Genomic DNA, 24,710 nt, shown 5'->3' with positions numbered 1-24,710 from the left:
AATGCTATTCTGAATAGCATTTTTCTTCAAATGTATTTCCATCTTCATCGATAGCTATCACAATATTTTTTTCTTTTGAAGAAACATAAGTTAAATAAATCCAGCCAACAGACCAAACTCCTAATGTCATACAACAAATTAAAAAATTAAACCCGTGATCGACCTCTTTCCTGCCTTTTGATAAAACAGCAAAAGGTAAAGTATCATTTTTTTCTATAATAGTAAATCCATGGTGGATTCTATTAGCTATGATACTAGAGAATTTTTGTAAGCTTTCTTCGTTAATGTATGGATTGCTTTTCATAATTATTGGGGTAAATTACTTTAGCTATTTAATTATTGTCTTTTCTAAAGATAACAATTGCAAAAATAAGGATAGTCGCTTATTTGTACAATACCCACTTTTAGTGATTTTTGATCACTGCAAAACAATTAAACGACTATTAACTTTTACAATTAAATTTCTCTACAAATATATTTTTTTTAGATTCCTCAAAAGTTACACAATAATTATTTAAAGTTATAATATTCACATACCAACTCCCTTAATCACCAATACAATAAAGACTTGTATCATTATTTTACAAGAGAGAAAACCCAAATTTGAGGTGATATTTTAGTTGAAAAATTATTTTAAAAATTAAGATTAGTTGTGTTTTTTGAACTGAAAAAAAATTACAACTTGATTCTTAACTTTTTCAAAACAACATCTAACGCTTGATTAATTTCAATGGAAATAACAAATTTGTAGTTGATATAAACATACAAAAGGGTAACTAAAATTGATTTTAATCCAATGCTAATTATTGGGCTAAAAGGAAACTCCCAAAAATAAAATGCCAAAAATATTCCAAAAGTAATTCCAAGAGAATACAATGTCTGATTTGTAAATGGATACAAATGCATTCGTTTGACAACAAAAAGTAATTTAGCCAAACTGTATAAAGTTATAGATAATAAAGTAGCGACTGCAGTTCCTGTTATGGCATATCTAGGGATAAAAAACATGTTTAATCCTACTGTCAAAAAAACAAGCAATAATCCTAAAAACAAAACCATTCTATAATATTTTGAATTGAAAATTATAGCATTGTTATTTCCTAAAATCAAATCAAAATATTTAGATATACCAATCAAGAATACCACAAGAATTCCTCCACTATATTCTTTTGGAACCATTACATACAACTGATTGATATTAACAAAAATACACAACATCACAAAACCTCCAACAACTTGCAGATTTATTGAAGTTTTTTTGTATAAATCATTTAATTCATCGTGTTTATTCTCATGCATCAATTTAGCCGTTATTGGATAGGTAATCTGATGCATTGCACGACTGGGAACAGCAATAACAGAAGCAATATAAGTCGCAACTGAATAATAGGCTATATTCTCAATCTTAATATATTGATTCAGCATAATCTTATCAATATCCAGCAACATAACCGCAACACTACCTGATAAAATAATGAAAAAAGTATATACTAAAACATCTTTCACATTTTGAGGAATGGAGAACTGAAAAGCAGGTTTTTTTATTCTAAAAGCATAAAACATCGTAATAATAAAAGCCAGAAAATAAATAATAGCAGTAACATAAATAAATTCTACAACAGTAATCCATTTGTAATAGACTCCAATCAAAGCAAATAACGAAAATAATCTAAGTCCAACCTCTTTAACAAAATTTCCAAAAACTGAGTGCATGTGAACCCTTGCCCAAGCATAAAAAATTTCGAAATATGCCATACTCAGCCCTATAAATGGGATAAGCCACAAATAATCCTTAACTACAGGATTTTCCTTGCTCAAGTACAATGAAATAGGTTCAAAAAAGAATAAGCCAATCAATACTAAAGGAATACATAATAATAGAGGGATTAGCACTGTAAATGATAGAAACCGAGAGCGTTCTTCTTCTGTTTTATACTGAGTATAAAACTTCACCAAAGTATTTTGCATCCCAAAAGCCAATAAAGGCATAATAATATTTGCCCAAGAAAGTATATAATTAGTTAAAGCATAAAATACTGTTCCTAAAAAAAATGGATATAAATAAAGTGTGTTTATTGCCCCAATTCCAAAACCCAAATAGGTAATTATCGTATTCTTTAAAGATTGATTTAATACTATTCCCATTTTAGGCGTTTAAAGTTTAAGGTTAAAAGTAGATCGAACTTCTAATTTTATTGGATTAATTGTACCAATTCTTTGGTAAGATTTTTTCTGGAATAGCGTTGTAATCCAACTCCGTTTGCTTGTAATTTACCCTCCAAAAACTGATTATAAAAGTCCAAAATTACACTTTTAAGTTTCATTTTCTCCGAATAATCAAAAAATACGCCTGTATTGGTTTCTGTTATGATTTCGGCAAAATCAGAACCGTTAGGACCAATCGCAACAATAGGTCTGTTTGAAACCATATATTCAAATAATTTTCCTGGAATAATACTTTTCGTATCCTCGGAATCAATTTCTATAAGCAACAAAACCTGTGATTTTCTTTGGTGCGCAATCGCTTCTGCATGCGAAACATAACCCAAATTATTCAAATAGGAATTTAACCCAAATTGAGTAATCGTTTCCAAAACTTCCTGACTCACAGCTCCTATCAATTTCACTTCCAAATACGATTTGAAATCAGGAATCTCATGTAGCAATTCAACCAAACTTTCCCATAAAATCAGAGGATTTCTCTCAGAAAGAAAAGAACCAATATGCGCTAAGCTAAACTTTGAATCCAAAGTTTGTTTTTCTACATTTTCCGTATCATAACCATTCGTTATTACCGCAATAGGCTTAGTGGTAATCGCTTGAAATTCAGTTTTGGTAGTTTTACTAGTTACAATAATTGTGTCGGCTGTATTCAAAACCTGATGCTCTAATACTTTGTGTTTCTTGGCAGCAAAACGAGACAATCGCAAGGATTTATGATAGCCAATAGTAGTCCAAGGATCCCGAAAATCGGCAAACCATTTTAAATCTAATTTTTGTTTTAATTCCAATCCAATAAGATGCAGACTGTGTGGCGGTCCAGAAGTAACAATGGTGTCAATATTATTTTCAACAATGTATTTTTCCAAATAAGCAACCGATGGTTTTACCCAAAAAACACGTGCATCCGGAATAAAAAGATTTCCACGAATCCAAAGAAAAGTTTTATCCAGAAAAGATTGCTTTTTCTGATTTGGAATAATTCCTGAACTGATTTTTTTAGTTTTGTTTTTCGAAAGAAAAGATGCTAATTGATAGGGTTCGAAAATCTTCTGTTTCAGAATAATTGTTCTATCAGAAACCTCTTTAAGCAAGTTCTCATCAACAATAGGATACGTTGGATTCTCCGGAATGTATACAATTGGTTGAATACCAAAATCAGGCAAGTACTTAACAAACTTAAGCCAACGCTGTACTCCAGGTCCGCCAGCCGGTGGCCAATAATAGGTTATGATTAAAATTTTCTTTGGTTCCAAGTTTAAGGATTTGTTTTAATACGATAATTTAAAATCTAAAATCAAAATTCGTTAATCAACAATCTTAAATCTTTTTCTTCCTTTCGAAATAAATCCCACCTGCTAAAAGTAACAGCATTCCTATTGAACTTATCAACGTAATTGTACTTCCGGTTTTTATCACTTGAGGCTCAAATTTGAATTCAATAGTGTGTTTTCCTGCTGGAACATTTAAAGCTCTTAAAACATAATCCACTCTAATATGATCTGCACTTTTTCCATCAATATAGGCATTCCAACCTTTTCCATAATACATTTCGGAGAAAACGGCTAAACCTTCGTTTGAATTATTAGACACATATTTCAAGTAATTAGGTTTGTAATTTTCTAAAATTATAGTGGCTGAACTGTCTTTGGCGAAAGCCGTATTTTTGATTTCAAAATCTTTACTATTTACAACTGCGACATTTTTAGAATCCAAACTATCCAACGCTTTCATCTCTTCATCAGCAGAATTCACCAATTTTACTTGGCTCACAAACCATGCATTTCCATTAACAGCTGGATTTGATACTGGGAATTCTTTTCCTTCTTTATCTTTTTGGATAACATACTTTACATTAAGCATGTTAAGGACTTCAATGTTATTTTTTGAAATTTGATAGTCAATTAATTGCTGCATTCTTCTTGGTCTTACGGCACTGTAACCACCAATAGATTTATGGAAATAAGAAGCTCTTGCACCCATGATATCACCCACTTCAAAAACGCGGTAATTAGCCGTGTCTTTTAGAATCTCAGCATCAGAAGGCGACTCCTGAAAAGGCACTTCAACTTGACTTCCGCTTACAAAATCTTTCCCGGAAACATATTTTTTATCTACAAAAAACAAATCGGAAACCATCAATAAACCTACGATTATAATGGCTGTGTTTTGAGCAAATCTGTCTTTAATGAATAACCATAAAACACCGGCTGTCAATACAATAAAAAAGCCTGAACGCAATAAATCAGCGCTGTATAAACTCATTCGATCCAGTTTAAGCGCATTGACAAACTCAGGACCGTAACTTTCTTGAAAATAAGCATCGTTTCCTCCTGAAAAGCTGAACATACTTTTACTTAAAAATAAAATCAAAATAATTCCTAAACCTAATATTGTCGTTTCATACAATGCTTTCCATTGCAATTTTTTGTCTAATTTGAAGAAAGACTGTAATCCCATAATAGCCAAAACTGGGAAACACAATTCCAAAACAACTTGTATAGAAGATACCGCTCTGAATTTATCGTACATTGGAACATAATCAATAAAAAAGTCAGTCAAAACAGGGAAGTTTTTACCCCAAGAAAGAACTAACGCAACTATTGAACCGGAGAGAAAAACATATTTAATCTTTCTTTTATCGATAAATAAAGCCAAAATCGCCAAAAAGAACACTACAATTCCAATATATGCAGGAGCTGCCACAATAGGCTGATCTCCCCAATACGTTGGCATTCCCGAAACAAAATCAGTTGCCTGATCCTCCGGAACTCCCTGACCTATCATGAATTCATACATGTTACTGTCTTTACCAACAGCCTCATTATTAGAACCACCAAAAAGTCGGGGTGCAATAAGATTAAAACTTTCCATTACCCCATAACTGTACTCCGTAATATAGTCCTTAGACATTGAAGAAGTAGTTTCGTTTTTTGAACCGTTTGGATTGAATGTCAGTTCGCTTTTCCCACGAATACTAAAATCAGCATATTCAGAAGTTGCTAATAGATTTGTAGCATTGGCACCAATAGCTAAAATTCCTGCCACAGCTAATATCCCAAAGGAATACAACAAGGATTTATATTCCTTCTCTTTTACTTGCTGATAAATAAAATAAGCAGAAAGTATCAATAGGAAAATCAATAAGTAGTATGTCATTTGGAAGTGATTCGCATTGATTTCTAATGCTGTCGCAAAAAGCGTAATCAAACCTCCCAGAATGTATTTTTTTTGAAATACCAGAATAAATCCGGCAATAACCAGCGGCATATAAGCAATCGCATGCGCTTTGGCATTATGACCAACTCCCAGAATAATAATCAAATAAGTAGATAAACCAAAGGCTAATGCACCAAAAAAGGCTTTCAAAGGATCAGCTTTCAATACCAACATCAAACCATAAAATCCAAGGAAATATAAAAATAAATAATCCGCAGGACGCGGTAAGAATCGCAATACATCGTCTATTGCGCCAATATAATCGTGTGGATATTTGGCTCCCAATTGATACGTTGGCATTCCACCAAAAGCAGAATTAGTCCAATACGGTTCAACATCATCAGTGGCTCTAAAGTCATTTTGTTCTTTGGCCATTCCTGTATACTGCACAATATCGGATTGGAAAATTTGTTTTCCTTGCAATACAGGATAAAAATATAGGAGAGAAATTACAACAAAACCAAATATGGCTAAAGCGTGTGGATAGAACTTATTTATTATTTTCAATGTAAAATGGTTTGGATTAGAGTAAAAACGGTGCTAATAACGACAAATTTAATCTATTTCTTCGTAATCAACATAATCTCCCACTTTTTTGGTTTCGCGTGGATTTTTAGCATTTGCCGTATTGTATATTACTTCATCCTTACTTTGAGTTTTTTTCCAAGTATTATCTTGCGCGTACTGTTGCTGCTTCTGCATATTTTCGCCCGCTTTTTCGACTACTTTTTTAACCAATAATGGCAAAAATAGTTTTGCTAGAAATCTAAAAATATAATAGAAAGCGATCATATAAAAAAGCGCTTTTATAAAACCAGTGAAAGAAGCTGTTTGCATATAAGTGTAATTTTTTCCAAAATTAATAAATCAACCGTTCAAAATTAAAATATCTCTCTTAAATAAATAATAAAATATAGTACATTTGAAAAGCGTTATTACTTTTTAACCCAAAAAAAATAATATGTCCAAAATCAAAATCTTACTTATCGCTGCTATTTCAATGATTCCAAGTATTCATTATGGCCAACATACCGATCAAATAAATTCTAACAGACCGGGCGAAACCATGTCGGCTTACGCAGTTGGAAAATCAGTAATCCAAATAGAAACAGGTGTTTACGGAATAAAACAAAATCACAGCTTATTGAATTATGATGCCAATGGTTTTGGGATTGATGCCACATTACGATGGGGATTATTCATGGAAAAACTGGAATTGATAGCCGATATACAGTACCAAAATGAAAAATACACCACCCTATTCAACAGTTCCAATCGAGCAGATTTCAAACAAACTGTTTTAGGAGCCAAATATTTGATTTACGATCCTTTCAAAAATTACGAAAAAAAGGTAAACATATACAGTTGGAAAGCCAATCGTGCATTCAATTGGCGCCAATTAATCCCTGCCATTTCCGTATTTGCTGGAGCTAATTTTACTATGGCAGACAACCCCTATTCTTTTTCACCAGAATCCAGCATATCACCAAAAATCATATTAATTACCCAAAACCACTTGGGTGATGGAAAATGGGTTTTTGTAACTAATATTATAGCCGATTATGTAACAACAGACTATCCAAGCTATGGTTATGTCTTGACTTTAACAAGAGGATTTAATGACAAATGGTCGGGATTTATAGAAAATCAAGGATTTAAAAGTGATTTTTACAGTGATGCCATTGTTCGTGGTGGCGCAGCTTATTTATTGAATAAAGACATGCAAATTGACGCATCTATAAGTACAAGCCTTAAAGACACTCCTTCTGCACTTTATGGCGGAATTGGTTTTTCTTGGCGTTATGATGCCAATTACCAAGAAGTAAGAATAAACATTGACAATAAGGATTCTGATAAGAAAGCATTAAAAAGAGCAAAAAAGACAAAAAAAGGATAATGATTACAATTAAAGAAGCTAAAACAAAAAGTGAATTAACGGATTATATTAAATTCCCTTTTTCCCTATACAAAAATAATAAATATTGGGTTCCGCCAATCATTGCCGATGAATTGGAAACCTTCGACAAAACAAAAAATCCGGCTTTTGAAAATGCTGAAGCCTATTTTTATATTGCCTACAAAAACAATGAAATAGTAGGTAGAATTGCAGCAATCATTAATTGGAGCGAGGTAAATGACCAACAAAAAAAGAAAGTTCGTTTTGGTTGGTTTGATGTGATTGACGATATCGAAGTGACAAAAGCACTTTTGGAAAAAGTATATGAGTTAGGTCGAAAAAACAATTTAGACCATGTTGAAGGTCCAATGGGATTTTCAAATTTAGATAAAGTTGGTGTCTTAACAGAAGGTTTTGACGAGATTGGAACTATGATTACCTGGTACAATCATCCTTATTATGCCAGTCATTTTGAGCAATTGGGATATAGCGTAGAAAAAGAATACTTAGAAAGTAAATTCCCTTTCGAAAACGTAAAACCGGAATTTTTTGAAAAGGCAAATGATTTGGTAAAAAGAAGATACCAATTAAGTCCGCTTAATTTCAAAACCACCAAAGAAGTGATGCCGCATGTAGATAAAATGTTTGATTTATTCAATGAATCGTATGCTTCCTTATCCTCTTTTGTAGCTATTTCTGATGTTCAAAAAGAATATTTCAAGAAAAAATACATCAGTTTTATCAATCCCGAATTTATCAAATTTGTGGAAGATAAAGACCATAATATTGTTGCTTTTAGTATTGTAATGCCTTCCTTTTCTGAAGCGCTACAAAAATCAAAAGGAAAATTATTCCCATTTGGATTCCTTCATTTGCTTAAAGCAAAAAATCAAAGTAAGGATATGATTTTCTATTTGATAGGCGTTCATCCTGATTATCAAAACAAAGCGGTTACAGCGATAATTTTCAATGAATATTACCATACTTTCAAAGAAAAAGGAGTTATCAACTGTTTCAGAACTCCAGAATTAGCGGATAACCTTGCCATTCATAACTTATGGAAACATTTTAATCCTGTTGTTCACAAACGAAGATGTACTTTCCTAAAGAATTTATAACAACTTAGATTGTACTATTTAAAACACAAAATCCATTTGCCGCGGCAAATGGATTTTGTGTTTTAAATAATCTTGTTTTATCCCGAAAACTACATTTTGCAATCTACTTTTGACAAAACGATATTTCCTTCAAATTTTAGCTGTTTGGTATCTTTAAACGTCACTTTTCCTTTGTTGTCATCTATAACATCTCCATAACCTTCAACATACGTATTTCCCTTTTTCAAAAAAGCAACTTGACGTATTGACGAAACTCCCTCAGACATAAAAGTATAGTCTGCAAAAAGCGTATCGCCTTTTATTTCCCCCACTAAAGTACCTTCATTTTTATCTTTTTCAAAAAATTTATAACTCAGTTTTCCAGAAGCAATTTGATTTCCTTTAATATTCAAAGACATAGAAATAGTGTCTTTTTTAATAATTGCACTATAGCATTCTTCTGAAACTGGTTCTTCTACAACTATTTCTTCAGATGGAGCCGGCATTTCTTCCATTTCTTTTTCTTTCTTACAAGAGACAAAAACACTCATAAAAACGACACTCAATAAAATTACTTTTTTCATAAAATTCAAATTTTAGATTGCATAAATATACTCTTTATTGGCTAAGTTTATTTCAAAAAAAATCCATCAACAAAAGCTGATGGATTTTTATAAATTTAAAATTGTACTAATTTTAGAAACTAAGCATCTAAATCTACTGTAGTTTTAGCTGCAATTTCTTTGTATGTTCCGTTTACTAATTTCTCACGAATAGCTTCAAAAGCCGTTAGTGTTTCGTCAATATCATCTAATGTATGAGGAGCAGTAGGAATAACACGCAATAAAATCATTCCTTTTGGAATAACTGGATAAATTACGATTGACAAGAAAATACCATAATTCTCTCTTAAGTCATTTACCATTACCATCGCTTCTGGTACACTTCCTTCCAAATAAACTGGTGTAACACAAGTATTGGTATCACCAATATTAAATCCTTTGCTTCTCAAACCATTTTGCAAAGCATTTACATTCTCCCAAAGTTTGTCTTTCAATCCTGGGTTATCACGTAACAATTGCAAACGTTTCAACGAACCAACTGTTTGAATCATTGGTAATGCTTTAGCAAACATTTGCGAACGTAAGTTGTATTTTAAGTAATCGATAATATCTTTATCAGCTGCTACAAAAGCACCAATATTAGCCATCGATTTTGCGAAAGTCGAGAAATAAACATCAATTCCATCTTGACAATCTTGCTCCTCACCTGCTCCAGCTCCTGTTTTACCAAGAGTACCAAAACCGTGAGCATCATCAACCAAAAGACGGAAATTGTATTTCTTCTTCATTTCTACAATCTCTTTCAACTTTCCTTGTTGTCCACGCATTCCAAAAACACCTTCAGTAATAAAAAGGATTCCTCCGCCTGTTTCCGTAGCTATTTTGGTAGCACGTTGCAGGTTTTTCTCCATACTTTCGATATCGTTGTGTTTGTAAGTAAAACGTTTTCCACTATGCAAACGAACTCCGTCAATAATACAAGCGTGCCCATCAACATCATACACAATCACATCATTTCTAGTCACCAAAGCATCAATTATAGAAACCATTCCTTGGTAACCAAAATTCAATAAATAAGCCGATTCTTTCATTACAAAAGCAGCTAATTCATTCTCTAATTGTTCGTGATATTTAGTATGACCACTCATCATACGAGCGCCCATAGGAGCCGCTGCACCAAACTCTAACGCTGCATCCGCATCTGCTTTACGCACTTCGGGATGGTTTGCAAGACCTAAATAATCATTCAAACTCCAATTCAAAACCTCTTTTCCTTGAAATTTCATTCTTGGGCCTAAATCTCCTTCTAATTTTGGAAATACAAAATATCCTTCTGCTTGTGAAGCCCATTTCCCTAACGGTCCTTTATTGTTTTGAATCCTTTCGAATAAATCTTTTACCATGATATATTAAGTAATAATTTTAATTTTAAGAAGTTGCAAAAATAATTATTTAAATTTTATAATGGTATTGAAAGTAAATTTATTTTTCAGGAGCTAATTCCTGCTCTCCACTATATCTTTTGTGCCGTCAAAGAAGATTGCTTCGTCCCTAGCAATGACGGCACAAAAGGATGCCGTTTCGATCAGGGCTAATCCGCAAACTTCGAGTCGTATTCCGTAATAAACTTTGTATATTTGAATAAATATTTCAACATTAGAAATTTATGTCACAAGATACAAAAGAATTAAAACTGGCCGTTCTCATTGATGCTGACAACGTTCCTTACAGCAATGTAAAAGGAATGATGGAGGAAATTGCCAAATTTGGAACACCAACCACCAAACGTATTTATGCCGATTGGACCAAACCCAATGCCGGTGGATGGAAAAGTGTTTTATTGGAACATGCCATTACACCAATACAGCAATACAGTTATACCGTGGGTAAAAATTCATCGGATTCTGCCATGATTATTGACGCTATGGATTTATTATATTCGGATAAAGTGGATGGTTTTTGTATTGTTTCCAGTGATTCTGATTTTACAAGACTCGCAATACGACTCCGCGAATCCGGTATGAAAGTCATTGGAATTGGAGAACAAAAAACGCCAAATTCATTCATTGTTGCCTGCGACAGATTTATTTATATTGAAGTTTTGGACGGAGCTATCAAAAAGAAATTACCAAAACGAACTGCCTCCGATGCTAAAAAAGCAACTCCAAAAAGCCTGAATAAAATTGATTTACAAACTATAGAATTAATAGAATCTACCATTGAAGATATTGGTGATGATAGTGGCTGGGCATTTCTTGGAGATGTAGGAAACCTTATTGTAAAGAAAAAACCAGAATTCGATCCAAGAAATTATGGTTTTTCTAAACTTACTCCAATGCTAAAATCCCTTACAGATATTCTAGAAATCGACGAGAGAGATTCAGATAAAAAAGGCATCAAACACGTTTATGTACGGTTGCGTTTTAGTTAAACTAAGTTTTTTACCGCACGATATAAAGTGTCATTCTTAATTGGTTTAGATAAATAATGATTCATCCCAATTTCTGCCACACGTAATTTAGTGCTTTCCATCACATCAGCCGTTACTGCAATAATGGGGACAGAAGCATTCGCTGCTCCTGCTTCCCCATTTCTAATCGCTATTGTTGCTTCGTAACCGTCCATTACCGGCATTTGAAGATCCATTAATACAATGTCAAAATGGTTTGTTTTAAACGCATCTAAGCATTCCTTACCGTTATTAGCATAAACTACAGTCGTGTTCAACCATTTTTTAGTGATCATTTTAACAACCATCTGATTAATAGGATTATCTTCTACCACTAAAACTGATTTACCTTCTAAATCGTAAACCATAGGCGTAGCTATAACTTCTGTCTTGTTTTCTTGCGGAACTATATCAAAATCAAGAGTAATTATACAAGTTGTGCCTTGATTGACTTTACTTTCCATTTCAATGGTACCGTTCTGCATATCCACTAAAGTCTTTACAATATACAGCCCTAATCCTAGCCCTCCAAACTTTCTCTTATTATCAATACTATTTTGAGAAAATGAATCAAAAATACTATTCATTTTATCTTTAGGAATTCCTACTCCAGAATCCGAAACTGTAAATCTCAAACTTGCACGATTATTTTCCTTGATCTTGCAGTCTATATCAAATTTCACAAACCCTTTAGAAGTGAATTTAATAGCATTATTTAATACGTTATTTACAACTTGAACCAATCGGGTGACATCCCCAATTACAAAATCAGGAATTGTATCTGATTTCGAAAATTGAAAATCTAATCCTTGGTCATTAGCTCTATTAACTGCATTATTTTTTAAATTTTCCAGAACTCTCGAGGGATCAAACTTAACGGATTCCAATTTTAATTCCTTTTTCTCTATTTTAGAAAAATCTAAAATATCATTGACAGAACTTAATAAACTGTGTGACGAATACTTTATAATTTGACAATTTTTTCTAATCTTATCATCCTGAACCTCAACAGAAATTGAATCAATCATATTCATAATAGCATTCAAAGGCGTTCTTAATTCATGACTGATGTTCGATAAAAAATACGACTTCAAATCATTCATTTCTTCAGAACGAACCAAAGCAAGTCGATTGAGCTCGTTTTTTTCATTTTTAAGATTTCTGATCAAATTTGCCATTGAAAGCGAAAGGAAAATAACCTCTAAACCGGTGCCTAATTTTGAACTATTCTCTGTCCAAAAAACAGATGGCAAAACACTAAAGTTTTTTAATATGAAAATAACGAATCCACTAATTAAGAAAAAAACACCAATTGAAAAAAACTTGTCAATCTTTTTTGTCTTGTAATAAACAACTGCAATTGACACAATAATGAGCAATAATAAGAACAATCCTAACACATTAGCAATTGGATATAGGTATTGCAAAGATTTCGGATATACGAACAACGATGTAATAGAGATTAAATTTAAGGCGTATAAAACATAAAACATTTTATAAATCTTAGAACTATACTTTTTGATATTCAAAAATACTTGCGAATATTTCCCTAAAAAAAAGTTGGCTAACGTAGCAAATATTATTACCGAATGTGAGGATAACCAACCATTATTTGGCGCAAAATATTGGTAAAAATAACCATCAACAGAGAATTGAAGTAATCCTATGAAAGTAACATATAAACTATAGAATAGAAAACTTCTTTCTTTCATTGCAAAATAAAAGAACATGTAAATTATTGCTGTTATGAACAATAGACCATAAAAAATGCCAAAAATAAATTGTTCAAATGAAACTACCTCTAATTCTTTCTCAGCAGACTTCATGTAAATTGGAGCATTTATTACTTCTCCATCACTTTTCAAATGAAGATAAAAACGAGTTACCTGATTCGGTTCTAAAACTGGTCTAAATAAAGTTTTTGTAGAGTTTAATGATCGCTCCTTAAAAGGCATCAAATCCCCACTTTTTAACAATTCAATTTTCCCGTTTGGATCAATAATATACAATTCTGCAACATCAACTATTGCCCTGGACGTTTCTATAAATGGACGTATATCACTTTTTGTATTGTTAACAATTTCAAATACAAGCCAATAGTTGTCATCCGTAAATCCTAAATCTTTATTTTCTACGAGTAATGGTTGAAATTTTAGAGATTTATCATTTATAATTTCTTGTATCGTATAATTACGCTGGCCTACATTTACAATTTTGGCGTATTTATGTAAAGAAACTCCATCTTTAAATTGAGAGTCATTTGCTATAACGTATTGGGCTTTTACAGAAATACTTAAAAACAAGAAAATTAGTACGAAGGAAAACGTGCTTAATTGTATTTTATGATTTTTAAAATTCATTTATAATATAATTTATTTCTTCATCTACGTTTAATTAAAACAATTGGTTTTACATTGATTAAAAAAATTAGACAAATTAAATATTTAACATTTAATAACTTACTTTAAAGATTTTCGAAATTATTTTGAAACCTAAAGCTTTTTAAAATCAATTGCATAAGTTGTTCACAAAACTATCAAAAAATTAGAAAATTCTGAGTAATTTAGAAACTTTTAAACTACAAATAACATGAGGAAGCAATTTTTTATTTTTGGGATTATAATTTTATTTTTAAGTTCAATTATTGCTTACTATTATAAATATAGCATCTTTTTTCCTTTAACAATTTTAGTTATAATTGTCATTGGATTTGCAAACAGCATTCAAACCAAACATGCCATTTTAAGAAACTTTCCTGTTTTGGGTTATTTTAGATATTTATTTGAAATGATTGCTCCGGAAATTCAGCAATATTTCATAGAACGATCCACTGATGGAAAACCATTCTCTAGAAACCAACGTTCTCTTGTATATCAAAGAGCCAAAAATATTGATTCGACAACGCCTTTTGGAACACAATTAAACTTGAATCAATCAAGCTACGAAGGAATCAAACATTCTATTTTCCCTACAGCTGTCAACGAAGAATTACCAAGGGTGCTGGTTGGAGGCCAAGACTGCACACAACCTTATCTTGCGTCGCTATTAAACATATCTGCAATGAGTTTTGGTTCTTTAAGCGAAAATGCCATAGTTTCATTAAACAAAGGAGCGCAAAAAGGCAAGTTTTATCACAATACAGGCGAAGGCGGATTAACTGAATTTCATTTGCAAGGAGCCGATGTAACTTGGCAAATAGGAACCGGATATTTTGGTTGCCGTGATGACAGAGGTGGTTTTGACGGAAGTAAATTTGCTAAAAAAGCGAACTTACCGGAAGTAAAAATGATTGAAATCAAATTATCACAAGGCGCAAAACCAGGACATGGAGGTGTTTTACCTGCTGCAAAAAATACCGAACAAATAGCCAAAATAAGAGGCGTGCAACCACACACCACTATCCTTTCTCCTCCCAGCCATTCTGCGTTTTCTGACACTAAAGGTTTAGTAGAATTTATTGCAAAATTACGATTGCTGTCTAATGGAAAACCTATTGGTTTTAAATTATGTATTGGAGAAACCCGTGAATTTGAAATGATTTGCCAAGAAATGATTTCTCAAAATTGCTTTCCTGATTTCATCACCGTTGATGGCGCCGAAGGTGGAACCGGTGCTGCTCCACTAGAATTTGCTGATGGTGTGGGAATGCCATTTGAACCAGCGCTTATTTTTGTAAATAAAACTTTAGTCCGTTATGAAATCAGAGACAAGATACGTGTCATTTGCAGCGGCAAAATCATATCTGGATATTCAATCCTTAGGGCGATAGCCCTTGGAGCTGATATGTGCAACAGCGCGCGTGGATTCATGTTTTCATTAGGATGTATTCAAGCCTTGCGATGCAATAATAACCAATGTCCAACCGGAGTTGCGACACAAGATAAAATGCTGATGAAAGGACTAGTCGTAACGGACAAATCAGAGCGTGTATATCATTTTCATAAAAACACTTTACACGCAGCTAACGAACTTCTTGCTGCTGCAGGCAAAAAAAGTTTTGCCGATGTTGACATTAACATTTTCATGCGTGGTGATGAATTTGCCCATTTATCTGATTTGTATTTCCCTGATAATTTAAAAAGTGTTCAAAAACATTAAAACAAAAAAGGAGGACCTTTAGAGTCCTCCAGTTGTCGGTTCTGATTTACCATTATCAACTCATACAATTATATTAGTATAGCTGACTATTGAATTATCATATCTTATTGCAAGATTGATATACTCAAGTAATTAATCAAAACCACACTCAAAGATACAATCTTATTTCATTCAAAACATTGAAAAACATACGTTTAACTAATAATTAACGCACAAGCTCATTGCGTTAGAAATCACAATAAAATAATCATTCCATACCTTTAAAAATTATTTCTCTAATTCTTATTTAAAAAAGTAAAATCCTTAGAATTAAACCATAAAAAAAGGAGGTCTTTTTAAAGGACCTCCGATTGTAAATTTTGATTTACCATTTATCAAACATACCGTTCAGTATGAAATGACAATTTGAATACTCTTCTCCTTGCAGATAGTTTTTATTCAAGTGATTAATCAAAACCACACTCAAAGATACAACTTATGTTCGTTAAACAATTAAAATTCAATACTTTAACTATTAATTAACGTGCTGAATTTCAATTAATTACAACCGAATATACTTTTAAAATCCAAATACACAGCTATTCTTGTTATCAATAGACTCTTCATACAGTTATTTGCACATTATAACACACTGTCTAAAAAAATGTATCTTTGAACTGTAAAATTAAACCCAATAAAATGCAACTTGTTTTCGCTTCCAACAACAAAAATAAAATACTGGAAATACAAAGTATACTTCCTGACACGATTGAAATTCTTAGTTTAGAAAGTATCGGCTGTTATGAAGATATTCCGGAAACTGCCGCAACAATTGAAGGCAATGCAGTTCTAAAAGCCAATTACGTTACACAAAAATACGGTTACAATTGTTTTGCTGATGATACCGGACTGGAAGTAGATTCCCTGAATGGTGAACCTGGTGTTTACTCTGCAAGATATGCCGGAGAGCAACGTAATGCTGATGATAATATGAATAAATTATTAGAATGCTTATCTGATAAAAGTAATCGAAAAGCACAATTCAAAACAGTGATTGCATTGAATTTAAACGGAAAACAGCATCTTTTTACAGGAATTGCACGAGGCGAAATTACGTTAGAAAAATCAGGAGATCAAGGATTTGGTTACGACCCTATTTTCAAACCTGAAGAATATCAAGAAACTTTTGCACAATTATCATTGGCTATTAAAAATAAAATCAGCCACAGAGGAAAAGCTACACAGCAATTAATTGATTTTTTAAAACTGAATAAATAAACGCCTCAAAATAGAACATTTTTATAACAAAAAAACAAATTTCAAGGCGTAATTTCACACTAAAATCCTAAATCAAAACGCACAATTCGCAAATAAAAAATATAACTTTCTGATAATCAAATTATAATAAAACATTAAATCTTAAAATAGCATTAGTTTATATCGATTATTAACAGTAATTTTGCACCCTATTTTAAAAATACATATGAATAAATTTGAACAATTAGGATTGAGTGAATCGTTACTGAAGGCGATTTTAGATCTAGGATTTGAAAATCCGACCGAAGTACAGGAGAAAGCGATTCCCCTATTATTGGAAAAAGACACAGATATGGTTGCGTTGGCTCAGACAGGGACAGGGAAAACGGCAGCTTTTGGTTTTCCAGTTATTCAGAAAATTGATGCCAACAACAGAAATACACAAGCATTAATTTTATCTCCAACACGCGAACTTTGTTTGCAGATTACCAACGAAATTAAAAACTACTCTAAATACGAAAAAGGTATTAATGTGGTAGCAGTTTACGGTGGAGCTAGCATTACAGAACAAGCGAGAGACATAAAGAGAGGCGCACAAATTATTGTGGCAACTCCAGGAAGAATGCAAGACATGATTAATAGAGGATTGGTAAACATCTCTCAAATTAGTTTTTGTATTCTTGACGAAGCTGACGAAATGTTGAATATGGGTTTCTACGAAGATATCGTAAACATCCTTTCTACTACGCCAGACGAAAAAAACACATGGTTATTCTCTGCAACAATGCCTGCTGAAGTAGCACGTATTGGAAAACAATTCATGAAAGACCCAATTGAAATTACAGTTGGCGCTAAAAACTCAGGTTCTGCTACAGTTTCTCACGAATTTTACCTTGTAAATGCACGTGACCGTTACGAAGCTTTGAAGCGTTTAGCGGATGCTAATCCAGACATTTTCTCAGTAGTTTTCTGTCGTACCAAAAGAGATACGCAAGCTGTTGCTGAAAAATTGATCGAAGATGGATACAGCGCTGCTGCATTGCACGGAGATTTATCTCAAGCGCAACGTGATGGTGTAATGAAATCTTTTAGAGGAAGACAAATCCAAATGCTTGTAGCTACTGACGTTGCTGCTCGTGGAATTGACGTTGATAACATTACTCACGTAGTGAATTATCAATTACCTGACGAAATCGAAACGTACAACCACCGTTCTGGTCGTACAGGTCGTGCTGGAAAATTAGGAACTTCTATCGTAATTGTTACTAAAAGTGAATTGCGTAAGATTTCTTCAATCGAAAGAATCATCAAACAAAAATTCGAAGAAAAAACAATCCCTTCTGGAATTGAAATCTGCGAAATCCAATTGTTACACTTAGCTAATAAAATTAAAGATACAGAAGTTGATCACGAAATTGACAACTATCTTCCTGCAATTAACAGCGTTCTTGAAGGTTTATCGAAAGAGGAATTAATCAAGAAAATGGTATCGGTTGAATTTAATCGTTTTATCAATTACTACAAAAAAACAAGAGATATTTCTAATCAATCTTCAGGTTCTGAAAGACGTGATCGTGACGATAGAGATGGTGCTCCAAGAGAAAACAACAATGGTGGTGCAACAAGATATTTTGTGAACATAGGTTCTAGAGATAACTTTGATTGGATGTCATTGAAGGATTACTTGAAAGAAACATTAGACTTAGGTCGTGATGATGTTTTCAAAGTAGACGTAAAAGAAGGTTTCTCTTTCTTTAACACTGATCCGGAACATACTGATAAAGTAATGGAAGTATTGAACAACGTACAATTAGAAGGACGTAGAATCAATGTTGAAATTTCTAAAAATGACGGTGGCGGAAGACGTGACCATAATGGAAGAAGTTCTGGTGGAAGTTTTGGTGGTGGAAGAAGTTCTGCTCCAAGAAGAGAAGGAAGCTTTGCTCCAAGAAGAGAAGGTTCAGGTGGTGGATTTAGAAGCGACAGAAACTCAGCTCCAAGAGAAGGTGGTTTCAGAAGCGACAGAGGACCAGCTCCAAGAAGAGAAGGTGGTTTTTCATCTGACAGACCTAGAACTGAAGGTTCGTCTGACAGAGCACCAAGACGTTCTGAAAGCTTTGGTGACTCACCAAGACCAAGAAGACCAAGAAGAGACTAACATTCATTGTTAATTTTCTTATAATTATATACTGGAACTACAAAATATTTAATCCTGTTTTATTACTTTTAAAGTCTTAAACCAGTTTATGAAATATTTTGTAGTTTTCTTTTTTTAGTACTATCCGCAACTGCTTTTGCGCAAGTTAAAGAACCCTCCCAAAAAGTTAATGGTATCATTATCAGCAATACAACTAGACAAGCATTATCTAGTGTAAATATCATTAATATCAATAAAGTTAGAGGCGCAACTACCGATTCAGGAGGATATTTTGAAATAGATGTACAACTGAACGATACGCTTCACATTACAAGTTTAGGATTTCAATCGCTTCGCGTTCGCGTAACCAATGACTGGATAAAAAACAAAAGCACCAAAATTCAACTTACTGAAAAAGCAATTGCACTTGAAGAAGTGGTAATCAGACCCTTTAATCTAACAGGATATCTTGAAGTAGACACTAAAATTATCCCCGTTAGAGAAAACTACAGGTATAGTATTTCCGGTTTAACGCAAGGTTATGAAGCAGGGGAATATTCTCCAAATGCTTTTGGAAGAGTGCTAGGTTCTATATTCAATCCAGCGGACATGCTCTATAATTTCTTTGGAAAGAATCCAAAAGAGCTCAAGAAACTGAAAGAAATGAAGAAAGATGATACGGTACGAAACCTTTTGGAATCTAAATTTGACAGAGAAACAATATCAGTTCTTTTAGGTGTTGATAAAAATGAAATTGCCGAAATTCTGCAACGCTGTAACTACTCTGAATCGTTTATAAAAACGGCTAATGATTTACAAATTATGGATGCTATAAGTGGCTGTTATGAGGAATACAAAGTCTTGAAGAAAAAATAAACCCAGTATTCCATTACTCAGACAACTAGTTATTTTGGAATAAAAGAATAATTTAATCCCCAATTCCGAAAGTAATTGGGGATTTTTATTTTAAAGCAGTTAAATTTGAGTTTTAATACTCTAAAAGTAAAAACTATGTCTACTATACCTTTTCAAACTATTAATTGGGATTCAATAGAAAAAACTGAACATATCGGAACAACAGGAATAGCGCATTGGCAAACAACTCAATTAGGTGGACTTAGAATTCGTAAAGTAACCTATTCCAAAGATTATCTGGCAGACCATTGGTGCCAAAAAGGACATATTGTGCATTGCCTTGAAGGTGATTTTATTAGTGAATTAGAATCCGGAGAACAAGTCCAGCTTTCAAAAGGAATGACTTATGTAGTTTCAGATGACGCAAGTTCCCATCGCTCTATATCCACTAATGGAGTTGAATTATTAATCATAGATGGGGATTTTTTGAAATAATCTTTAAAATCAATCAAAATATTATATACATTTACTTACATCAAAATTAAAAACAAAATTAAATACCTATATCATGGCAAAAAGTCAAGACGCTAAGAAAACCGTAAAAAAAGAACCTTTAAAAACGGCTAAAGAAAAGAAAGAAGAAAAAAGAGATAAGAAAAACAGTCCTAAAAGAGACTAAAATTTAGTGCTCAGTATCCAAAAAAAAAGTGTCCAGTTTCGTTTATAACTGAACACTTTTTTTTACACTGAACACTGAATACTATTTCACAGGAATATTAGCTAAAATTTCCAATACAAATTTCCAAAATTTCTGAGAAGAAGAAATACTCGCTCTTTCGTCAGGGGAATGTGCTCCGTGAATCGTTGGTCCAAAAGAAATCATATCCATATCAGGATAATTCGTTCCCAGAATTCCACATTCTAATCCTGCGTGACATGCCACTACTTTTGGCTTTTCACCGTTTTGTTTTTCGTAAATCGGAACTAAAACATCCAAAATCTCTGATTCAGAATTTGGTGTCCAACCCGGATATGCTCCCGAAAACTCAACTTCACAACCCATTAATTCAAAAGCGGAACGCAAAGCATTAGCCAAATCAAATTTGGAGGTTTCTACCGAAGAACGTGTTAAACATTGTACCGAAAGTTGCCCTTCGCCAACAATTACTTTAGCAATATTATTCGATGTTTCCACCAAGTTATCAAAATCAGCACTCATTCTATAAACGCCATTATGAGCTGTATACATTGCTCTTACAAAGTAAAACTGAGCAATTGAGGGCATTACTTTAGCAGGAGTTGCATCCATTTTTTCAAAAACAACTTCTAAATTAGGCTCCGTCGTTTTTAACTCCGTTTTGATTTCGTTTACAATTTGCTGCATGTCAAAAACAAAAGCCTCATCATACACTTCAGCAATAATTACTTTCGCTTGACTTTCACGCGGAATCGCATTACGTAAACTTCCACCTTTTATTTCAGAAATTTGTAACCCAAAATTATCAAAACCATCAAATAACAATCGGTTCATGATTTTATTGGCATTACCCAACCCTTTGTGAATATCCATTCCGGAATGCCCACCTTTCAAGCCTTTTACAGTAATCGTATATCCTACAGAACCTTCCGGAGTTTCCTCTTCATCATACTCAGCTGTAGCCGTCACATCAATTCCTCCTGCACAACCAATATCTATTTCATCATCTTCTTCGGTATCTAAATTCAAAAGAATTTGACCTTGTAAAATACCTCCTTTTAAGTTCAATGCTCCTGTCATTCCTGTTTCCTCATCGATTGTAAACAAAGCTTCTATCGCAGGATGTGGAATATCCGTACTTTCTAAGATTGCCATGATAGCTGCAACTCCAAGACCGTTATCTGCACCAAGAGTTGTTCCGCGAGCACGAACCCAATCTCCATCTACATACATATCGATTCCTTGTGTATCAAAATCAAAAACGGTATCCGAATTTTTTTGATGCACCATATCCAAATGTCCTTGAAGTACAATTGCTTTTCGGTTTTCCATTCCTGCAGTTGCCGGTTTACGGATAATTACGTTGCGAATTTCATCTTCAAAAGTCTCTAATCCAAGGTTATTTCCGAAGTTTTTCATAAACTCAATCACACGCTCTTCTTTTTTAGAAGGACGCGGTACAGCGTTTAAATCGGCAAACTTATTCCAAAGTACTTTTGGTTCCAGATTTCTTATTTCTTGACTCATTTATTTTTGTTTGAGGTTTAACATTTACAAAGCCCAAAGTTACAAAGTTTAAATTCTTTATCGATACTAATTGATATTGTAATTATATTTACAGCATTAAAATTCATCCTGTGCGAACAAAATATTTCCTTTCTTTCTTTCTTTTTGTCCAAATATTAATTTTGCAGGTACTCCCTTATTTTCCGCTACAAGTGGAACAGTTTTACAGCAATGGTTTTTATCCGATACTTTCAAAATTCTCAAGATTAGCATTGGGAAGCATTCCATTTTCTTTGGGAGATGTAATGTATATTATTGTTATTGCTTTTGTCTTAAAATGGTTTTGGAACCAACGAAAATCTTGGAAGTTAAAATGGAAAAGCAATATATTATCCATATTAAGTTTTGTTTCAGTGTTCTATTTCTTGTTTCATTCTCTTTGGGCGTTTAATTATTACCGCCAACCGCTTTTTGAAAAAATGGAGATTAAAAAAGACTATTCAGATGCTGATTTATTGGTTTTCACCAAAAAGTTAATCGCTAAAACAAACGCTATTCAAAAACAGATTACAAAAAATGATAGTTTAAAAGTAGTATTCCCGTACACACAAGATCAGGTTTTTAAGATGAATTTGAATGGTTACAAAAAACTAGCTGAAGAATATTCGTATTTCACTTATAATCATTTAAGCACCAAGAAATCACTTATCAGTTTACCTTTGACCTACATGGGTTTTGGTGGTTATCTGAATCCGTTTACCAATGAAGCACAAGTTAATTATCTGGGTCCAATGTACAGTTTCCCCATGACTACCAATCATGAAATGGCGCATCAAATGGGTTTTGCCAGCGAAAGTGAATGCAACTTTATTGGTTTTTTAGCTTCCATAAAAAATGAAAATGCTTACATTCAATATTCAGGCTACAGCATGGCTTTGCGTTATTGTTTGGGTAATTGGCAAGTTCGAGATGAAAAAATTTTCAAAGAACTACTAAAAACAATTCATCCTGGAATTTTGAAAAACTATAAAGAAAGTGAGTATTTTTGGAAACAGTATGACACTATAATTGATAAAGGTTTTCATGCTTTTTACGATAGATTTCTTAAAATAAACCAGCAAAAAGACGGTTTAGAAGGCTATAGTAAATTTGTAAATTTGATGGTGAATTATTACAAGGAAAGAAAGTTTTAAGTTAAGAATTTTAATGACCTATAGCTCTTAACGTCTAACTTGGTACTTAAAAATTATATTTTTTCCAGCAACAATCCCGTAGCTGTAAGTCCAGGTCCAAATGCCATCGCTACAATTTTCTTACCTGATTCAATGTTTGGATCGTTTACAATTTCGTTAAAAATATGAGGAATCGTGGCCGAAGACATGTTCCCTTGACGGCGTAAAATCTCATAAGACCAATTCGCTTGTTCTTTAGCCAATCCAATTGCATCTATAACATAATCAATGATTTTTGGTCCGCCCGGATGTATCGCAAAATGCATATTCCCTTTTTGCTGTTCAAGATCAACATTCCCTTTTTTACAAAGTGTAGTCAAAAAAGGTTTGATATTTTTACGTATAAAAACAGGTACTCGCTTAGACAAGGTCATCAAAAAATTATATTCTCCTAAATCCCAAGACATATCCTCTAATGAATCCGGTATAATAACTTCATGAGAGGCAATAATTCGCAGTCCTTTTTTCTCAGGAAACGAATCATCATTCAGGAAAGATTCTTCATCAAATAGGGAATAACCAATAAATCCATCTGCAAAAAGAGAGCAAATCATAATATTTGAATTCGAAAATTCGGTCAGATTTAAGTGTGCTGATAATAATTCTGTATGAACTACATCTACTCTGCCTTTAGTTGTACTGGCGCATAGTAAACTTCTTCCTGTACGAATTGCTGGAAAAGCTCCATAGCACCCCATGTGATAGGAATGTGTGACTTGTACTGTTTCCCAATCTCTTTCTATAACGGCTTCTTGAGCTACACTTGGCGAAGAATATCCTGAACAAGTGACATGTATGAGATTTTCCGGACTAGTATTTGTTTTTAAATAAAATTGATCAAAAACGTATCCCATTTTCCTTTTGAACCATTCCATTCGAACCTCAATTTTTGGCCCATAAAGATTTCCGGATTTGACTTCGAAACCTGAAGGAAAATGATATCCTGAAGGCGAAGTAATTTCCATAATATGTTCAATAAAATCCTCTACTTCTTCAAAAATAATACTTTGTCTGCTATTAATGTTTTCAGAAGAAACAGCATACTTATCTACTTGGTCAGAAATAAGCTCAAAAGTAATAGGTTCATTATCAAAAGCTCCATTTCCAGTTACACCTGATTTTGGAAGATTTTGAAAATGATAATACAGAAATTTTGTGTACTGATTTAGCTTTTTTTGATCAATCAATTTACCCACTAAAATTGGATGAAAATTGGAAAGTATAACGCTTTTCATTAACTTTTGAATTTTAATTGAAATATAAAATTAAATCAAAAATCATTCAAAAAAATCAAATTAATAAAAACGTAATTTTTAAAATACATAAGTAATTGATTTTCAATTGCTTATGAATATTATAATTTTGTTAAAAAACTGAATACCAGATAGTTATAAGAATTACTCTACACAATCATTAATCACTGATTATCAAGTATGTAAGAATAAAAATACAACGCTAAAGCTGTTGTTTTTAAAGTAAAAATTTTCCTGATTTTAAAAAATTA

19 protein-coding genes and 1 pseudogene are annotated in these 24,710 nt (G+C 32.9%); 10 read left to right on the top strand and 10 right to left on the bottom strand.

Annotated elements, in window-relative coordinates:
• Window positions 1–4: 4 nt before the first annotated feature.
• The 5 genes from Q1W72_RS13475 to Q1W72_RS13455 form a co-directional block, all read right to left on the bottom strand.
• A complete protein-coding gene (locus Q1W72_RS13475; RefSeq protein ID WP_099714746.1) occupies window positions 5–304 on the bottom strand; it encodes a hypothetical protein in 300 nt (99 codons plus the stop codon).
• 371 nt (window positions 305–675) lie between these two features.
• On the bottom strand, window positions 676–2,145 hold the full coding sequence (locus Q1W72_RS13470) for a lipopolysaccharide biosynthesis protein (protein WP_302135813.1): 1,470 nt from the start codon (window positions 2,143–2,145) through the stop codon (window positions 676–678).
• A gap of 47 nt (window positions 2,146–2,192) precedes the next feature.
• Window positions 2,193–3,476 carry a glycosyltransferase family 4 protein gene (locus tag Q1W72_RS13465; RefSeq protein WP_302135811.1) on the bottom strand — a complete coding sequence of 428 codons (1,284 nt, stop codon included), beginning with the start codon at window positions 3,474–3,476 and terminating at the stop codon, window positions 2,193–2,195.
• A gap of 64 nt (window positions 3,477–3,540) precedes the next feature.
• Complete coding sequence (locus Q1W72_RS13460) at window positions 3,541–5,946, bottom strand: YfhO family protein (protein ID WP_302135809.1); 2,406 nt, start codon at window positions 5,944–5,946, stop codon at window positions 3,541–3,543.
• A 48-nt stretch (window positions 5,947–5,994) separates the two neighbouring features.
• Window positions 5,995–6,276, bottom strand: coding sequence for a DUF4834 family protein (locus Q1W72_RS13455; protein WP_121342559.1), 282 nt, complete (start codon window positions 6,274–6,276; stop codon window positions 5,995–5,997).
• A gap of 124 nt (window positions 6,277–6,400) precedes the next feature.
• Between Q1W72_RS13455 and Q1W72_RS13450 the strand changes: the two genes are divergently transcribed.
• Both Q1W72_RS13450 and Q1W72_RS13445 read left to right on the top strand, forming a co-directional pair.
• A complete protein-coding gene (locus Q1W72_RS13450) occupies window positions 6,401–7,336 on the top strand; it encodes a transporter (RefSeq protein ID WP_302135806.1) in 936 nt (311 codons plus the stop codon).
• Complete coding sequence (locus tag Q1W72_RS13445) at window positions 7,336–8,454, top strand: GTP cyclohydrolase (RefSeq protein ID WP_302135803.1); 1,119 nt, start codon at window positions 7,336–7,338, stop codon at window positions 8,452–8,454. Before Q1W72_RS13450 ends, Q1W72_RS13445 begins: the two co-directional genes overlap by 1 nt.
• Before the next feature lie 89 nt (window positions 8,455–8,543).
• On the opposite strand, the gene Q1W72_RS13440 is transcribed toward Q1W72_RS13445, so the two are convergent.
• Both Q1W72_RS13440 and Q1W72_RS13435 read right to left on the bottom strand, forming a co-directional pair.
• Window positions 8,544–9,017 (bottom strand): hypothetical protein, encoded by a 474-nt coding sequence (locus Q1W72_RS13440; RefSeq protein ID WP_302135802.1) that lies wholly within the window; start codon window positions 9,015–9,017, stop codon window positions 8,544–8,546.
• 119 nt (window positions 9,018–9,136) lie between these two features.
• Window positions 9,137–10,399 carry a pyridoxal phosphate-dependent aminotransferase family protein gene (locus Q1W72_RS13435; protein WP_099714739.1) on the bottom strand — a complete coding sequence of 421 codons (1,263 nt, stop codon included), beginning with the start codon at window positions 10,397–10,399 and terminating at the stop codon, window positions 9,137–9,139.
• Window positions 10,400–10,662: 263 nt separating this feature from the next.
• Here Q1W72_RS13435 and Q1W72_RS13430 point away from each other — a divergent pair, with 263 nt between their 5' ends.
• Window positions 10,663–11,427: an NYN domain-containing protein gene (locus Q1W72_RS13430; RefSeq protein WP_099714738.1), complete on the top strand. Its 765-nt coding sequence runs from the start codon at window positions 10,663–10,665 to the stop codon at window positions 11,425–11,427.
• On the opposite strand, the gene Q1W72_RS13425 is transcribed toward Q1W72_RS13430, so the two are convergent.
• Window positions 11,424–13,805, bottom strand: a complete 2,382-nt coding sequence (locus tag Q1W72_RS13425) for a hybrid sensor histidine kinase/response regulator (protein WP_302135799.1) — start codon at window positions 13,803–13,805, stop codon at window positions 11,424–11,426. The genes Q1W72_RS13430 and Q1W72_RS13425 overlap by 4 nt on opposite strands.
• 229 nt (window positions 13,806–14,034) lie before the next feature.
• Here Q1W72_RS13425 and Q1W72_RS13420 point away from each other — a divergent pair, with 229 nt between their 5' ends.
• From Q1W72_RS13420 to Q1W72_RS13400, 6 genes and pseudogenes are all read left to right on the top strand, one after another.
• On the top strand, window positions 14,035–15,543 hold the full coding sequence (locus Q1W72_RS13420) for an FMN-binding glutamate synthase family protein (RefSeq protein WP_099714736.1): 1,509 nt from the start codon (window positions 14,035–14,037) through the stop codon (window positions 15,541–15,543).
• Between the two features lie 678 nt (window positions 15,544–16,221).
• On the top strand, window positions 16,222–16,800 hold the full coding sequence (locus Q1W72_RS13415; RefSeq protein WP_099714735.1) for a non-canonical purine NTP diphosphatase: 579 nt from the start codon (window positions 16,222–16,224) through the stop codon (window positions 16,798–16,800).
• A gap of 205 nt (window positions 16,801–17,005) precedes the next feature.
• On the top strand, window positions 17,006–18,937 hold the full coding sequence (locus Q1W72_RS13410) for a DEAD/DEAH box helicase (protein ID WP_099714734.1): 1,932 nt from the start codon (window positions 17,006–17,008) through the stop codon (window positions 18,935–18,937).
• A 93-nt stretch (window positions 18,938–19,030) separates the two neighbouring features.
• A pseudogene (locus Q1W72_RS17045) lies at window positions 19,031–19,300 on the top strand (carboxypeptidase-like regulatory domain-containing protein); the annotation flags it as partial.
• 51 nt (window positions 19,301–19,351) lie between these two features.
• Window positions 19,352–19,792 carry a hypothetical protein gene (locus Q1W72_RS17040; RefSeq protein ID WP_367881663.1) on the top strand — a complete coding sequence of 147 codons (441 nt, stop codon included), beginning with the start codon at window positions 19,352–19,354 and terminating at the stop codon, window positions 19,790–19,792.
• A 135-nt stretch (window positions 19,793–19,927) separates the two neighbouring features.
• Window positions 19,928–20,266: a DHCW motif cupin fold protein gene (locus tag Q1W72_RS13400; protein ID WP_099714732.1), complete on the top strand. Its 339-nt coding sequence runs from the start codon at window positions 19,928–19,930 to the stop codon at window positions 20,264–20,266.
• Window positions 20,267–20,531: 265 nt separating this feature from the next.
• Here the strand turns inward: Q1W72_RS13400 and Q1W72_RS13395 are convergent, their stop codons facing one another.
• Complete coding sequence (locus Q1W72_RS13395; RefSeq protein WP_302135794.1) at window positions 20,532–21,995, bottom strand: aminoacyl-histidine dipeptidase; 1,464 nt, start codon at window positions 21,993–21,995, stop codon at window positions 20,532–20,534.
• Between the two features lie 110 nt (window positions 21,996–22,105).
• Between Q1W72_RS13395 and Q1W72_RS13390 the strand changes: the two genes are divergently transcribed.
• On the top strand, window positions 22,106–23,167 hold the full coding sequence (locus Q1W72_RS13390) for a DUF3810 domain-containing protein (protein WP_302135792.1): 1,062 nt from the start codon (window positions 22,106–22,108) through the stop codon (window positions 23,165–23,167).
• 53 nt (window positions 23,168–23,220) lie between these two features.
• On the opposite strand, the gene Q1W72_RS13385 is transcribed toward Q1W72_RS13390, so the two are convergent.
• Window positions 23,221–24,441, bottom strand: a complete 1,221-nt coding sequence (locus Q1W72_RS13385) for a 3-oxoacyl-[acyl-carrier-protein] synthase III C-terminal domain-containing protein (RefSeq protein WP_099714728.1) — start codon at window positions 24,439–24,441, stop codon at window positions 23,221–23,223.
• Window positions 24,442–24,710 lie beyond the last annotated feature (269 nt).

This window comes from Flavobacterium sp. ZE23DGlu08, from assembly GCF_030505335.1.
In the GTDB taxonomy this organism is placed as follows: domain Bacteria; phylum Bacteroidota; class Bacteroidia; order Flavobacteriales; family Flavobacteriaceae; genus Flavobacterium; species Flavobacterium algoritolerans.
Note: the sequence above shows the minus strand (reverse complement) of the source record. Positions and strands in the feature narration are given on the sequence as shown.

Excerpts from the sequence above, each read along its gene's own strand:
- Q1W72_RS13445 (WP_302135803.1), top strand. The coding sequence starts at position 7,336 with ATGATTACAATTAAAGAAGCTAAAACAAAAAGTGAATTAACGGATTAT.
- Q1W72_RS13415 (WP_099714735.1), top strand. The coding sequence starts at position 16,222 with ATGCAACTTGTTTTCGCTTCCAACAACAAAAATAAAATACTGGAAATA.
- Q1W72_RS13400 (WP_099714732.1), top strand. The coding sequence starts at position 19,928 with ATGTCTACTATACCTTTTCAAACTATTAATTGGGATTCAATAGAAAAA.
- Q1W72_RS13395 (WP_302135794.1), bottom strand. The coding sequence starts at position 21,995 with ATGAGTCAAGAAATAAGAAATCTGGAACCAAAAGTACTTTGGAATAAG.
- Q1W72_RS13470 (WP_302135813.1), bottom strand. The coding sequence starts at position 2,145 with ATGGGAATAGTATTAAATCAATCTTTAAAGAATACGATAATTACCTAT.
- Q1W72_RS13475 (WP_099714746.1), bottom strand. The coding sequence starts at position 304 with ATGAAAAGCAATCCATACATTAACGAAGAAAGCTTACAAAAATTCTCT.
- Q1W72_RS13410 (WP_099714734.1), top strand. The coding sequence starts at position 17,006 with ATGAATAAATTTGAACAATTAGGATTGAGTGAATCGTTACTGAAGGCG.
- Q1W72_RS13440 (WP_302135802.1), bottom strand. The coding sequence starts at position 9,017 with ATGAAAAAAGTAATTTTATTGAGTGTCGTTTTTATGAGTGTTTTTGTC.
- Q1W72_RS13435 (WP_099714739.1), bottom strand. The coding sequence starts at position 10,399 with ATGGTAAAAGATTTATTCGAAAGGATTCAAAACAATAAAGGACCGTTA.
- Q1W72_RS13425 (WP_302135799.1), bottom strand. The coding sequence starts at position 13,805 with ATGAATTTTAAAAATCATAAAATACAATTAAGCACGTTTTCCTTCGTA.
- Q1W72_RS13420 (WP_099714736.1), top strand. The coding sequence starts at position 14,035 with ATGAGGAAGCAATTTTTTATTTTTGGGATTATAATTTTATTTTTAAGT.
- Q1W72_RS13385 (WP_099714728.1), bottom strand. The coding sequence starts at position 24,441 with ATGAAAAGCGTTATACTTTCCAATTTTCATCCAATTTTAGTGGGTAAA.
- Q1W72_RS13430 (WP_099714738.1), top strand. The coding sequence starts at position 10,663 with ATGTCACAAGATACAAAAGAATTAAAACTGGCCGTTCTCATTGATGCT.
- Q1W72_RS13450 (WP_302135806.1), top strand. The coding sequence starts at position 6,401 with ATGTCCAAAATCAAAATCTTACTTATCGCTGCTATTTCAATGATTCCA.
- Q1W72_RS13455 (WP_121342559.1), bottom strand. The coding sequence starts at position 6,276 with ATGCAAACAGCTTCTTTCACTGGTTTTATAAAAGCGCTTTTTTATATG.